This is a genomic window from Pseudomonas frederiksbergensis, from assembly GCF_035751725.1.
In the GTDB taxonomy this organism is placed as follows: domain Bacteria; phylum Pseudomonadota; class Gammaproteobacteria; order Pseudomonadales; family Pseudomonadaceae; genus Aquipseudomonas; species Aquipseudomonas frederiksbergensis_A.
This window is the reverse complement of the sequence record NZ_CP142104.1, coordinates 2,679,093-2,691,965: the sequence shown is the minus strand read 5'-3', so window position 1 is coordinate 2,691,965 and position 12,873 is coordinate 2,679,093. Positions and strand designations below refer to the sequence as shown.

The 12,873-nt window shown below is 61.1% G+C and carries 11 protein-coding genes; 8 read left to right on the top strand and 3 right to left on the bottom strand.

Translation table 11 applies throughout. The features are described 5' to 3' along the window. The first annotated feature begins 56 nt into the window (after nucleotides 1–56). From VQ575_RS12100 to VQ575_RS12065, 8 genes are all read left to right on the top strand, one after another. Nucleotides 57–962: an AraC family transcriptional regulator gene (locus tag VQ575_RS12100; protein WP_039590924.1), complete on the top strand. Its 906-nt coding sequence runs from the start codon at nucleotides 57–59 to the stop codon at nucleotides 960–962. A gap of 317 nt (nucleotides 963–1,279) precedes the next feature. After that, nucleotides 1,280–2,590 (top strand): ABC transporter substrate-binding protein, encoded by a 1,311-nt coding sequence (locus tag VQ575_RS12095; RefSeq protein WP_039590926.1) that lies wholly within the window; start codon nucleotides 1,280–1,282, stop codon nucleotides 2,588–2,590. Nucleotides 2,591–2,753: 163 nt separating this feature from the next. Next, a complete protein-coding gene (locus VQ575_RS12090) occupies nucleotides 2,754–3,686 on the top strand; it encodes a carbohydrate ABC transporter permease (protein WP_039590928.1) in 933 nt (310 codons plus the stop codon). A gap of 10 nt (nucleotides 3,687–3,696) precedes the next feature. Next, nucleotides 3,697–4,527 carry a carbohydrate ABC transporter permease gene (locus tag VQ575_RS12085; protein WP_039590930.1) on the top strand — a complete coding sequence of 277 codons (831 nt, stop codon included), beginning with the start codon at nucleotides 3,697–3,699 and terminating at the stop codon, nucleotides 4,525–4,527. 39 nt (nucleotides 4,528–4,566) lie between these two features. Next, on the top strand, nucleotides 4,567–5,670 hold the full coding sequence (locus VQ575_RS12080) for an ABC transporter ATP-binding protein (RefSeq protein WP_030142682.1): 1,104 nt from the start codon (nucleotides 4,567–4,569) through the stop codon (nucleotides 5,668–5,670). Nucleotides 5,671–5,686: 16 nt separating this feature from the next. Then, nucleotides 5,687–7,168 (top strand): mannitol dehydrogenase family protein, encoded by a 1,482-nt coding sequence (locus VQ575_RS12075; protein ID WP_039590932.1) that lies wholly within the window; start codon nucleotides 5,687–5,689, stop codon nucleotides 7,166–7,168. Nucleotides 7,169–7,269: 101 nt separating this feature from the next. Further along, entirely contained in the window at nucleotides 7,270–8,757 is a 1,488-nt protein-coding gene (xylB, locus tag VQ575_RS12070) for a xylulokinase (protein ID WP_039590933.1), read from the top strand. A gap of 12 nt (nucleotides 8,758–8,769) precedes the next feature. Next, complete coding sequence (locus VQ575_RS12065; protein WP_325919746.1) at nucleotides 8,770–9,711, top strand: carbohydrate kinase family protein; 942 nt, start codon at nucleotides 8,770–8,772, stop codon at nucleotides 9,709–9,711. 73 nt (nucleotides 9,712–9,784) lie between these two features. On the opposite strand, the gene VQ575_RS12060 is transcribed toward VQ575_RS12065, so the two are convergent. The 3 genes from VQ575_RS12060 to VQ575_RS12050 form a co-directional block, all read right to left on the bottom strand. Beyond that, entirely contained in the window at nucleotides 9,785–10,063 is a 279-nt protein-coding gene (locus VQ575_RS12060) for a DUF1652 domain-containing protein (protein WP_039590935.1), read from the bottom strand. Nucleotides 10,064–10,442: 379 nt separating this feature from the next. Then, entirely contained in the window at nucleotides 10,443–11,450 is a 1,008-nt protein-coding gene (gene ilvA / locus VQ575_RS12055) for a threonine ammonia-lyase, biosynthetic (RefSeq protein ID WP_325919744.1), read from the bottom strand. 255 nt (nucleotides 11,451–11,705) lie between these two features. Next, the gene (locus VQ575_RS12050) at nucleotides 11,706–12,854 is read right to left on the bottom strand and encodes a PQQ-dependent sugar dehydrogenase (RefSeq protein ID WP_039590936.1); all 1,149 of its coding nucleotides are present in this window, start codon (nucleotides 12,852–12,854) and stop codon (nucleotides 11,706–11,708) included. Nucleotides 12,855–12,873: the final 19 nt, after the last annotated feature.

Below are 12,873 nucleotides of genomic sequence, written 5' to 3'. Positions count from 1 at the left end.
CGCGGGCGCCGAAGGGGGCATTATCCAGCGGCGATAACAACAAAAGCACCAAGCCCATGACCCGCACAGCCAGAGTCACCGACCCTTCGTACGAGTTGATGGACGACCACAACGGGCTGTCCATCATCTACCGCCAGCACGGCTTCCCCTGCCCGCTGGTGCGCTGGCATTTCCACAAGGAATACGAGCTGCACCTTATCGTCGCCAGCTCGGGCAAGGTCTTCATCGGCGACTACATCGGCAATTTTTCCCCCCAGTCGCTGTTCCTCACCGGCCCCAACCTGCCCCATAACTGGATCAGCCAGGTGGCCGAGGATGAGGTGGTACCCAAGCGCGACATGCTGGTGAACTTCACCGACGAGCTGTTTGAAAGCGGCAACCAAGTGTTCGCCGAACTCAAGACACTGGCACCGCTGCTCGAACGCGCCCAGCACGGCATCGAATTTCGCTGCAAACGCACCATTCGCCAGGCCATGACGTTGATGCAACGCATCGCCGACGCCCAAGGAATGAGCCGGCTGGGCTACTTTTTCATTCTGATGGAGCTCCTGGCGAGCTGCGACGACTACCAATTGCTGTCCGGCGCTACTACCCCACAAGCGGCGGATGAGCACAGCATCGACCGCACCAACCGCGCGGTGGACTACATTTTCGCGCACTACGCCCGGGAACTGCCCCTGGAAGAAGTCGCCGAGCACCTGGGCATGAAGCCCACTTACTTCAGCCGAGTGTTCAAGCAAGCCACCGGCCGTTGCTTCATCGAATTCGTCAATCGACTGCGCATCAGCAAATCCTGCGAACTGCTGGCCGATGGCGACAAACCGGTGACCGATGTGTGCTTTGAGTCGGGCTTCAACAATATTTCCAACTTCAACCGGCGCTTCCAGCAACTCAAGGGCATGACCCCGTCCCACTACCGGCGGCTGGCGGTGCAGCGGTTGACCGAGCAGAACCAGGGCTGACACACCCTCAGCCATACCCTTGTGGCGAGGGGATTTATCCCCGCGGGGCTGCGAAGCAGCCCTAAATGTATTGGCCACTGCCGGGTGTCAGGCAGGACGCAGGGGGCCGCTTCGCGCCCCAGCGGGGATAAATCCCCTCGCCACAAATGAATGCCATCAGCCCAGCAGTGCAAAAAAGTATCAGTCAAAGTGCGACGGATGATTTGTCACGCCGTCCATTGAGGGCTGTAATCAGCGCACATTCTTCCTCTCATCCGGAAGACACAAAAACAATAACTGTCCTTCTGCAGCCCGTGGGCGCGGAAAAGGAGTGCGCGATGAAACCTTCGGTAAAAGCTCTGCTTGTCTCCACCTGCATGACCCTCAGCAGCGTCAGTTTCGGCGCGCAAACCCTGACCATTGCCACCGTCAACAACAGCGACATGATCCGCATGCAAAAGCTCTCGAAAACCTTCGAGGCCGAGCACCCGGACATCAAGCTGAACTGGGTGGTGCTCGAAGAAAACGTCCTGCGCCAACGCCTGACCACCGACATCGCCACCCAGGGCGGGCAGTTCGACGTGCTGACCATTGGCATGTACGAAGCCGCACTCTGGGGTGCCAAGGGCTGGCTGGAACCGATGAAGGACCTGCCCGCCGCCTATGACCTGGAAGACATCTTTCCATCCGTGCGCGATGGCTTGTCGGTCAAGGGCTCGCTGTACGCCCTGCCGTTCTATGCCGAAAGCTCGATCACTTACTACCGCACAGATTTGTTCAAGGACGCCGGGCTGACCATGCCCGAACACCCGACTTGGACCCAGATCGGTGAGTTCGCTGAAAAGCTCACCGACAAGACCAAGGAACAATATGGCCTATGCCTGCGCGGCAAGGCCGGTTGGGGCGAGAACATGGCGCTGATCACGACCCTGGCCAACGGCTTTGGCGCGCGCTGGTTCGATGAGAAGTGGCAGCCGCAATTCAATGGACCCGAGTGGAAGGATGCCCTGAACTTCTACGTTGACAACATGAAGAAGTCCGGCCCGCCGGGCGCTTCCAGCAACGGTTTCAATGAAAACCTGGCCCTGTTCAACAGCGGCAAGTGCGCGGTCTGGGTCGATGCCAGCGTCGCCGGTTCGTTCGTCACCGACAAGACCCAGAGCAAAGTGGCCGATCACGTCGGTTTCACCTTCGCCCCCCACGAAAAAACCGAAAAAGGCACCTCCTGGATGTATTCCTGGTCGCTGGCGATCCCGACCAGTTCCAAAGCCAAGGACGCCGCCAAGGTGTTCACCACTTGGGCAACGTCCAAGGAGTACGGTCAGTTGGTCGCCAAGACCGACGGCATCGCCAACGTACCACCGGGCACCCGCACCTCCACCTACAGCGACGAGTACATGAAAGCCGCGCCGTTTGCCAAGGTGACGCTGGAGTCGTTGAAAGTCGCCGACCCGAAAGCCCCGACCCTCAAGCCCGTGCCCTACATTGGCATCCAGTTGGTGACCATCCCCGAGTTCCAGGCCATCGGTACCCAAGTGGGCAAGTTCTTCTCGGGTGCGCTGACCGGCCAGCAGACCGTGGACCAGGCGTTGACCGCCGCCCAATCCACCACCGAACGCGAGATGAAGCGCGCCGGGTACCCCAAGTAAAGACTTGTAAATATCCATTTGTGGCGAGGAAGCTTGCTTCCGCTGGCGGGCGAAGCCCGCCCTGGCGATCGGAACGATTGCCGATCGGCATGGGCCCGCTGCGCGGTCCAGCGGGAGCAAGTTCCCTCGCCACAGGGAATGTGTCGCATAAGAGTAAGCGCTCATGAATAGCTCAACGACAACAGTCAAAGCCCCCATCGAAATAGCCCCGCCAGCCCGCAAGATCCGACTGGCCAACCCCGGCTGGTTCCTGGTCAGCCCTTCGGTCGCCTTGTTGCTGCTGTGGATGATCGTGCCGCTGGGCATGACCGTGTACTTCTCGACGATCCGCTACAACCTGCTCTACCCCGGCGAGAACGAATTCGTCGGGCTGGAAAACTTCACCTATTTCCTGACCGACTCGGGCTTCATGCCTGGTGCCACCAATACGTTGCTGCTAGTGGGCAGCGTGCTGCTGATCAGCATCGTGCTCGGGGTATTGATCAGCGCCTTGCTGGAGGCCAGTGAGTTCTTCGGTCGCGGCATCGTGCGGGTATTGCTGATCTCGCCGTTCTTCATCATGCCCACCGTCGGTGCGCTGATCTGGAAGAACCTGATTTTCCATCCGGTCTCCGGGATCCTCGCCTCGGTGTGGAAGCTCTTCGGTGCCCAGCCAGTGGACTGGCTGGCTCATTACCCGTTGCTGTCGATCATTATCATCGTCAGCTGGCAATGGCTGCCCTTCGCGATCCTGATCCTGATGACCGCCATGCAGTCGCTGGATCAGGAACAGAAAGAAGCCGCGCGCCTGGACGGTGCCGGCCCCATCGCCATTTTCTGGCACCTGACCCTGCCGCACCTGGCCCGCCCGATTGCCGTGGTGGTGATGATCGAGACCATCTTCCTGCTGTCGGTGTTCGCCGAAATCTTCACCACTACCAACGGTGGCCCAGGCTATGCCTCCACCAACCTCGCCTACCTGATCTACAACCAGGCGCTGGTGCAGTTCGACGTCGGCATGGCGTCGGCCGGAGGCTTGATTGCCGTGGTCATCGCCAATATCGCCGCCATCATCCTGGTCCGGATGATCGGCAAAAACCTCACCGACAAGCATTGAGGCCGTCGCCATGACTCTTCAACAATCCCGTCGCCTGCAAAGCCTGCTGTTGGGCACGCTGGCCTGGGCCATCGCGATCCTGATCTTTTTCCCGATCTTCTGGATGGTGCTGACCAGCTTCAAGACCGAGATCGACGCCTTCGCCACGCCACCGCAGTTCATCTTCGCGCCAACGCTGGAGAACTACCTGCACATCAACGAGCGCAGCAACTACTTCAGCTTCGCCTGGAACTCGGTGGTGATTTCCTTCAGTGCCACCGCCCTTTGCCTGCTGATTGCAGTGCCGGCGGCGTACTCCATGGCGTTCTACGAAACCCAACGTACCAAGGGCACGTTGCTGTGGATGCTCTCCACCAAGATGCTGCCGCCGGTGGGCGTGCTGATGCCGATCTACTTGCTCGCCAAGCAATTTGGCCTGCTGGACACCCGTATCGCGTTGATCATCATCTATACGCTGATCAACCTGCCCATCGTGGTCTGGATGATCTACACCTACTTCAAGGACATTCCTCGCGACATCCTCGAAGCCGCGCGCCTGGACGGTGCCACGTTGTGGCAGGAAATGGTCCGCGTCCTGTTGCCGATCGCCAAGGGCGGCCTGGCCTCCACCGTGTTGCTGTCGCTGATCCTGTGCTGGAACGAGGCCTTCTGGTCGCTGAACCTCACCTCGTCCAAAGCCGCGCCACTGACCGCGTTGATCGCCTCTTACTCCAGCCCGGAAGGTTTGTTCTGGGCCAAGTTGTCCGCCGTCTCGACCCTCGCCTGCGCGCCGATCCTGATCTTTGGCTGGATCAGCCAGAAACAGCTGGTGCGCGGTTTGTCCTTCGGCGCGGTGAAGTAACGCGCCCTACACAGTTATCCGAAGTGGAGGCCCATCATCATGGCCAACCTGAAAATCAAGAATCTGCAAAAAGGTTTCGAAGGTTTCTCGATCATCAAGGGCATCGACCTTGAGGTGAACGACCGTGAATTCGTAGTCTTTGTCGGCCCATCGGGCTGCGGCAAGTCCACGTTGCTGCGGCTGATCGCCGGCCTGGAAGAGGTCAGCGACGGCACCATCGAACTCGATGGCCGGGACATTACCGAAGTCAGCCCGGCCAAGCGCGACCTGGCGATGGTGTTCCAGACCTACGCCCTGTACCCGCACATGAGCGTGCGCAAGAACATGTCCTTCGCCCTGGACCTGGCCGGCGTGCCCAAAGCCGACGTCGAGAAGAAGGTCAACGAAGCGGCGCGCATCCTCGAACTGGGACCGATGCTCGAGCGCAAGCCCAAGCAACTGTCCGGCGGCCAGCGCCAGCGCGTGGCAATCGGCCGGGCCATCGTACGCAATCCCAAGATTTTCCTGTTCGACGAACCGCTGTCCAACCTCGACGCCGCCCTGCGCGTGCAGATGCGCCTGGAACTGGCGCGCCTGCATAAAGAACTGCAAGCGACGATGATCTACGTGACCCACGACCAGGTCGAAGCCATGACTCTGGCCGATAAGGTCGTCGTACTCAACGGTGGGCGCATCGAACAGGTCGGCTCGCCGCTGGAGCTGTACCACCAACCGGCCAACCTGTTCGTGGCCGGATTTCTCGGCACGCCGAAGATGGGTTTCCTCAAGGGCAAGGTCACCGCTCTGGACGGCCAGGGTTGTGAAGTGCTGCTGGACGCCGGCACGCGTATCAACCTGCCGCGCAGTGGTGCCAACCTGAGCGTCGGCGGCGCGGTGACACTGGGGATTCGCCCGGAACACCTGAACCTGGCCCAACCGGGCGACTGCACGCTGCGGGTGACCGCCGATGTCAGCGAGCGCCTGGGCAGCGACACTTTCTGCCACGTCGTCACCGCTTCCGGCGAAGCCTTGACCATGCGGGTGCGCGGCGACCTGGCGAGCCGATTCGGCGAGCAACTGGACCTGCACCTGGACGCCGAACACTGCCATTTATTCGATGCCGAGGGCGTAGCGGTTTCCCGCGCGCTGCGCGCTGCCGCCTGATAGCCGAGATTTTGCGATGAAACTCAACCGACAGAACCTGCACAACCTCAACGCCGAGGTCGTCCTGCCCGCGTACAACCTGGACGACCGACGCCAAGGCATCGCCCACATCGGCGTCGGTGGCTTCCACCGTGCGCACCAGGCGTACTACACCGATGCGTTGATGAACACTGGCGAAGGCCTCGACTGGGCCATTTGCGGCGTAGGCCTTCGCCCGGACGATCGCCGCGCCCGGGATGACCTGGCCGGCCAGGATTACCTGTTCACCCTTTATGAACTGGGCGACACCGACGACACCGAAGTTCGCGTGATCGGCGCTATCACCGACATGCTGCTCGCCGAAGACAGCGCCCAGGCATTGATCGACAAACTGGCCGACCCGCAGATCCGCATCGTCTCCCTGACCATCACCGAAGGTGGCTACTGCATCGACGACAGCAACGGCGAGTTCATGGCCCATCTGCCGCAGATCCAGCACGACCTGGCCCATCCCGACGAGCCGAAGACCGTGTTCGGCTTCCTCTGCGCTGCCCTGGCCAAGCGCCGCGCCGAGGGCACGCCGGCGTTCACCCTGATGTCTTGCGACAACCTGCCCCACAACGGCGCCGTCACCCGCAAGGCGCTGCTGGCCTTCGCCGTGCTGCGCGATCCTGCGCTGGGCCAATGGATCGACCAGAACGTGAGCTTCCCCAACGCCATGGTCGACCGCATCACGCCGATGACCAGTAGCGCCCACCGCTTGCAACTGCATGACGAGCATGGCGTCGATGACGCATGGCCAGTGGTGTGCGAGCCGTTCGTGCAGTGGGTGCTCGAAGACAAGTTCGTCAATGGTCGCCCGGCCTGGGAAAACGTCGGCGTGCAATTCACCGACGACGTGTCGCCCTACGAAGAAATGAAGATCAAGCTGCTCAACGGCAGCCACCTTGCCCTGACCTACCTGGGTTTCCTCAAGGGTTATCGCTTCGTCCACGAAACCATGAACGACCCGTTGTTCGTGCGCTATATCCGCGCGTATATGGACTTGGACGTGACACCGCAGTTGGCGCCCGTGCCAGGCATCGACCTGACGCAATACAAGGACACCCTGGTGGAGCGCTTCTCCAACCAGGCCATCGCCGACCAACTGGAACGGGTGTGTTCGGATGGCTCGTCGAAATTCCCGAAATTCACCGTGCCGACCATCAATCGCCTGATTGCCGATGGGGGCGAGACCCGCCGCGCGGCATTGGTGGTGGCGGCCTGGGCGGTGTATCTGAAGGGCGTCGACGAAAATGGCACGACCTATTCGATCCCCGACCCTCGCGCGGCGTTCTGCCAGGCACTGGTGGCCGATGATGTCCTGGTGACCCAGCGGATGCTGGACGTGGAAGAAATTTTTGGCACGGCTATCCCCCGATCACCCGAATTCGTGGCAGCCTTCGAGTGGTGTTGCAACAGCCTGCGCGAGCATGGGGTAACGAGAACGCTTGAGCGGGTGCTGGCTGAAGCGGATTAATGCCTGGACGCATTTTTTGTGGCGAGGGGATTCATCCCCTCGCCACAAGTCATTCCATTGCCACAGGTTTTGTGTTTTGTTCTTTTGATCCGAGGATTTCCATGGCAAACCAACAATTGTTCCTGGGCATCGACTGCGGCACCCAAGGCACCAAGGCCCTGATCCTGGACTCGGTCAGTGGCCAGGTGCTCGGCCAGGGCGCCGCTGCCCATAGCATGATCAGCGGTGCCAACGGCCGCCGTGAACAAGACCCCCAGCAATGGCTCGATGCGTTCACCCAGGCCACTCGACAGGCATTGGCAGACGCGAACGTCGACGGCCGCGCCATCCTCGGTATCGGTGTCTCCGGCCAGCAACACGGCCTGGTGCTGCTCGATGACCAAGGTCAGGTGCTGCGCCCGGCAAAACTGTGGTGCGACACCGAGACCACGCCGGAAAACGACCGACTCCTGGCGCACCTGGGCGGTGAAGACGGCAGCCTTGAACGCCTCGGCGTGGTGATTGCGCCGGGCTACACGGTTTCCAAACTGCTCTGGACCCAGCAACAGCATCCCCTGGTCTTCGAGCGCATCGCCAGTGTCCTGCTGCCCCATGACTACCTCAACTACTGGCTCACCGGCCGCCATTGCAGCGAATACGGCGATGCCTCGGGCACCGGCTATTTCAACGTGCGCACCCGCCAATGGGACGTCGAGCTGCTGCGCCATATCGACCCCAGCGGCCGACTGCAATCGGCGTTGCCCGAACTGATCGAGGCTCACCAACCCGTCGGCCGGATCCTGCCGGAAATCGCCGCGCACCTGGGGCTCAATCCCGCGGCGATAGTATCCAGCGGTGGCGGTGACAACATGATGGGTGCCATCGGCACCGGTAATATCCAGCCCGGCGTAATCACCATGAGCCTCGGCTCCTCTGGCACCGTGTATGCCTTTGGAGCGGAGCCTACCGTCAGCCCGCAAGCGTCGGTGGCAACCTTTTGTTCTTCCAGCGGTGGTTGGCTGCCGCTGATCTGCACCATGAACCTGACCAACGCCACCGGGGCGATTCGCGAGCTGCTGGACCTGGACATCGACACCTTCAACACCCTGGTAACCCAGGCGCCGATCGGTGCGGAGGGCGTCTGCATGCTGCCGTTCCTCAACGGCGAACGCGTCCCCGCCCTGCCCCACGCCACCGGCAGCCTCCTCGGGCTGACGACCACCAACCTGACCCGGGCCAATCTGTGCCGCGCGGTCGTCGAAGGCACGACGTTCGGCCTGCGCTACGGCCTGGACCTGTTGCGCGCCAACGGCCTGAAGGCACAAAGCATCCGCTTGATCGGCGGCGGCTCGAAGAGCGCGGCCTGGCGGCAGATCGTCGCCGATATCATGGACACCACCGTCATCTGCACCGAGCAGAGCGAGGCGGCTGCGTTGGGTGCGGCGATCCAGGCGGCGTGGTGTCATTCAGGCGCGCAAGACGGCCTGGCCGAACTCTGCGAGCGCTGCGTCAAGCTCGACCCGGCCAGCGAAACCCGGCCAAACGCTGCGCGTGTCGAAGCGTCCCAGCAGGCTTATGAAATTTATCGGCAACACGTCGCGACCCTTTGAGAGCAGGCAATTATGTATTTGGTGTGTGGTGAAGCGCTGTTTGATTTCTTTAGCGCAAACGAAGCGGGAACTCCGGCTTCGCAAGTAAATTACAAGGCGATTGCCGGTGGCTCGCCCTTCAACGTGGCGGTGGGACTGCGTCGGCTAGGGGTTGAATCGGCGCTGCTTACCGGGCTTTCCACTGACTACCTGGGCCGTCGCCTGCATCAAGTGCTGGTCGATGAAGGCGTCAGCACTCGGTTTTCCCATGATTTCGACGCGCCAACAACCTTGGCGATGGTCGCCGTCGGGGCCAATGGCTCGCCGCACTACAGCTTCCGTGGCGAAGGCTGCGCGGACCGGCAACTGAACCTGGCACATCTGCCGGAGCTGGGTCCGGAGGTGCGCGGCTTGCACGTCGGCTCGTTTTCCCTGGTGGTGCAGCCCGTCGGCGACACGCTGCTTACGCTGGTTCAGCGCGAGAGCGGCAAACGCTTAATCAGCCTGGACCCGAACGTGCGGCTCAACCCGCAACCGGATATCGAGTTGTGGCGCTCGCGGATCGCGACACTGGTTGAGTATGCCGACCTGATCAAAGTCAGCGATGAAGACCTGAGCCTGCTGTATCCCGGCCAAGACCCGCAGGTGGTCATTGGTAGCTGGCTGGAGCATCGTTGCCAACTGGCATTCCTGACCCGTGGTGGCCAGGGCGCGACGGTGTTCAGCCGCCAGCATGGGGTATGGTCGCTCCCCGCTTGCCCGGTGCAAATTGCCGATACCGTGGGCGCAGGCGACACCTTCCAGGCAGCACTGATCGCCTGGCTGACCGAACAGCAATTGGATGATGTGGAGGGTTTGCATTCGCTGGACGCTGGGCAAATCGGCAAGATGCTCGACTTCGCCATGCGCGCTGCTGCGTTGACCTGCACTAAAACCGGGCCGGACCTGCCGTACCGCCAGCAACTGGACCAATAAACGTCTTCAGAGACTCGACGCCGGGCTCGAAGGGATCGGACCCGGGCGTCAAGTCAAGAAAGCCGGACTACGTTTAGCGCCCGCTCATTCGATGCTGCTGATGGAAATAATTCCCTGAACCCTGGCCGTGATCGAGTTCGGTCCGCAGTTCGGCAATCAGATCATTGATCGCACGGCAGCCCGTGAGCTTGGTGGCATCGATGTCGCTCTTGATCAGCGCCACACGATCGGTTTCATGATCGTCGTAGATCTTGACGGTCATCGACAAGTCCGGTGACAACGTGCACTGCGACCGCTTGGGCAGCAGGCTGCTTTCAATGATGTTTCGCATTTCGAGGGCAGATAAAAACATGGCAACTCTCTCCTGTTGAGCCAGCCAATTTATGTTCACGACGGCGGTATTTTCGTCCGATTCTTCCCTGCGGACTGGACTAGGAATGCCGTGCCGTTCGTTCATTTTTGGCGTTTCTGGTGTTGGGGCCCGTAGATCGGGCTCCTGTATCCAGCCGCAATAAATATGCCCATATCCTGATACATTCAGGTCGTGACAAATCAATGACTTAGCCAGCAAGGCCGACGTACGGGTCATGCAAAATGCATGGAGCCAGTCTTCCTTCCATGCAAACTGCAATCGCGCCGTTCGGCTTGCCAGGCTCAGAGTAGCCATTATTTCGACTTCATGGCCGGGCATCCGTCGGGTGACTCAAAAATATGTGCAGCGCCATTCAAAATCAGGCGATTGCCACCGCTGCGCGTTCAGCCACGTGGCGCAAACTGTCGAAGTTGATGTTGGCGCCGGAGTTGATGGCAACCAGCGTTTGGCCTTGCGCTGCGCTTTGCGCCACGTATTGCTTTATACCCGCCACCGCCAGCGCGCCGGAGGGCTCGGTGATCGAGCGGGTATCGTCATAGATATCCCTGATTGCTGCGCAGAGCTGATCATTGGCTACAGTCATCACTTCATCGACACAGAAACGACAGATATCGAAACCATGGGCACCGATTTGCGCCACTGCCACGCCATCGGCAAAGGTGCCCACCGCAGGGAGCGTCACCCGTGTGCCGGCCGCCAGTGCGGCTTGCAGGCATGCGGAGTGTTCCGATTCGACGCCGATGATGCGGATCTCCGGACGCAGGTATTTGACATATGCCGCCACCCCGGCGATCAGGCCCCCGCCGCCCACCGGAACGAAAATAGCGTCCAGCCGGCCCGGATGCTGGCGCAGGATTTCCATCGCAACGGTTCCCTGCCCGGCGATGACATCCGGATCGTCAAACGGCGAAACGAATTCCCGCCCTGTCCGGCGAGCCAGGTCCAGCGCGAACGCCAGGGCAAACGGGAAACTTTCGCCGTGCAACAGCGCCTCGGCGCCTCGGCTACGCACACCCGTCACTTTCAGCTCTGGGGTGGTCAGCGGCATGACTATGCAGGCCGAAACGCCCAGCTCCCGTGCCGCCAGCGCTACGCCTTGGGCATGATTGCCCGCCGAGGCCGTGATGACACCACGGCTGCGCTGCTCCTGGGTCAGTTGCACCAACTTGTTATAGGCACCGCGGATCTTGAAGGAAAAGGTCGGCTGAAGATCTTCACGCTTGAGCAGGATCCGGTTGCCCATGGCCTGGGACAACGCAGGAGCCGCCTGCAACGGCGTGGCCACCGCCAGCTCGTAGACCGGCGCGGCGAGAATTTTCTTCACGTAATGTTCCAGCAAATCCTGCTCGGCGCTGGTCGGGGTCATGGCGGTCTCCTGGTTCTGAGAGAGCCCCGGAGACAGAAAGAAAAAACCCGCCTCTAGGGCGGGTTCGGTGCAGCCGTCAGCTAGCCCGCCAATAAGGAATGGCGGTAATAATGCTTGGCTGGCTGCGCAATGGTGTGGAAGTCATGGTTGGAAACTAGCCGCGACCGCTTGGCAAGTCAATCAAAATCCCAACCTGCGCATTCCTGTGGCGAGGGAGCTTGCTCCCGCGCCACAAAGAGCTTGATCGCATCGCGGTTATTTCAGACCGACTTTGTACAGCGCACCGTCGTCTTCATCTGTCAGCACATAGAGGAAACCATCCGGGCCCTGGCGAACGTCCCGGATACGTTCCTTGAGTTCACCCAGCAAGCGCTCCTCATGAACGACCTTGTCGCCCTCGAATTCCAGGCGGATCAGGTCCTTGGACACCAACGCCCCGATAAACGCGTTGCGTTGCCAGGGCTTGAAGCGGTCATTGTCATAGAACGCCATGCCGCTGAGCCCTGGCGACACCTGCCAGACATGGTGCGGCCCGACGGTGCCTTCGACGGTCTTGCCCTGGGCCTCGGGGATCGGCGCGCCTGAATAGTTGTCGCCGTGGGTCGCCAGCGGCCAGCCATAGTTCTTGCCCCGCTCGACGATGTTCAACTCGTCACCGCCCTTGGGGCCGTGCTCGTTCTCCCACACCGTGCCGTTCCACGGGTTGAGCGCAGCGCCCTGGGGGTTGCGCAGGCCGTACGACCAGATCTCCGGGCGTACGTTCTTCTGACCGACAAAGGGGTTGTCGTCAGGCACCTTGCCGTCGGGGTAGATCCGCACGATCTTGCCCTGCAACTTGTCCAGGTCCTGGGCGGTCGGGCGATCGTTGTTTTCCCCCAGGGTGATGAACAGGTAGCCGTCCCGGTCGAACACCAGGCGGGAGCCGAAGTGATTGCCGGTGGAGAGCTTGGGCTGTTGTCGGAAAATCACGTCGAAACCGTCGAGGCTTTTCAAGTCCTTGGACAGTTGCCCCCGGCCCACGGCGGTACCGGCCTTGCCGTCCTTACCGGCCTCGGCGTAGGACAGGTAAATCGTACGGTCCTGCTTGAAGTCCGGCGACAGCACCACATCCAGCAAACCACCCTGCCCCTTGGCCCAGACCTCGGGAACACCGTTCAACGGTGCGGATAATTTGCCATCGGTGCCCACAAACCGCAGGTTGCCGGCGCGCTCCGTCACCAGCATGCCCTGCTGGTCGGGCAAGAACGCCACGGACCAGGGATGCTCGAGCCCCCTGACCACGGTTGTCACTTCGAGGGTGCCTTCCTCGCTCTTCAATGCCTGCACTTGCGCGGCGAAGACTGGCGTGGCGAAGACCACCATAGCGCTGGCACACAGGGTGGTCCGGATTGTTTTACGCAACATGCACACTTCCTTCTGTGGT

What these genes read in the sequence shown, in the direction of transcription:
- VQ575_RS12100 (WP_039590924.1), top strand. Translation starts at nt 57, where the DNA reads ATGACCCGCACAGCCAGAGTCACCGACCCTTCGTACGAGTTGATGGAC.
- VQ575_RS12095 (WP_039590926.1), top strand. Translation starts at nt 1,280, where the DNA reads ATGAAACCTTCGGTAAAAGCTCTGCTTGTCTCCACCTGCATGACCCTC.
- VQ575_RS12090 (WP_039590928.1), top strand. Translation starts at nt 2,754, where the DNA reads ATGAATAGCTCAACGACAACAGTCAAAGCCCCCATCGAAATAGCCCCG.
- VQ575_RS12085 (WP_039590930.1), top strand. Translation starts at nt 3,697, where the DNA reads ATGACTCTTCAACAATCCCGTCGCCTGCAAAGCCTGCTGTTGGGCACG.
- VQ575_RS12080 (WP_030142682.1), top strand. Translation starts at nt 4,567, where the DNA reads ATGGCCAACCTGAAAATCAAGAATCTGCAAAAAGGTTTCGAAGGTTTC.
- VQ575_RS12075 (WP_039590932.1), top strand. Translation starts at nt 5,687, where the DNA reads ATGAAACTCAACCGACAGAACCTGCACAACCTCAACGCCGAGGTCGTC.
- xylB (WP_039590933.1), top strand. Translation starts at nt 7,270, where the DNA reads ATGGCAAACCAACAATTGTTCCTGGGCATCGACTGCGGCACCCAAGGC.
- VQ575_RS12065 (WP_325919746.1), top strand. Translation starts at nt 8,770, where the DNA reads ATGTATTTGGTGTGTGGTGAAGCGCTGTTTGATTTCTTTAGCGCAAAC.
- VQ575_RS12060 (WP_039590935.1), bottom strand. Translation starts at nt 10,063, where the DNA reads ATGTTTTTATCTGCCCTCGAAATGCGAAACATCATTGAAAGCAGCCTG.
- ilvA (WP_325919744.1), bottom strand. Translation starts at nt 11,450, where the DNA reads ATGACCCCGACCAGCGCCGAGCAGGATTTGCTGGAACATTACGTGAAG.
- VQ575_RS12050 (WP_039590936.1), bottom strand. Translation starts at nt 12,854, where the DNA reads ATGTTGCGTAAAACAATCCGGACCACCCTGTGTGCCAGCGCTATGGTG.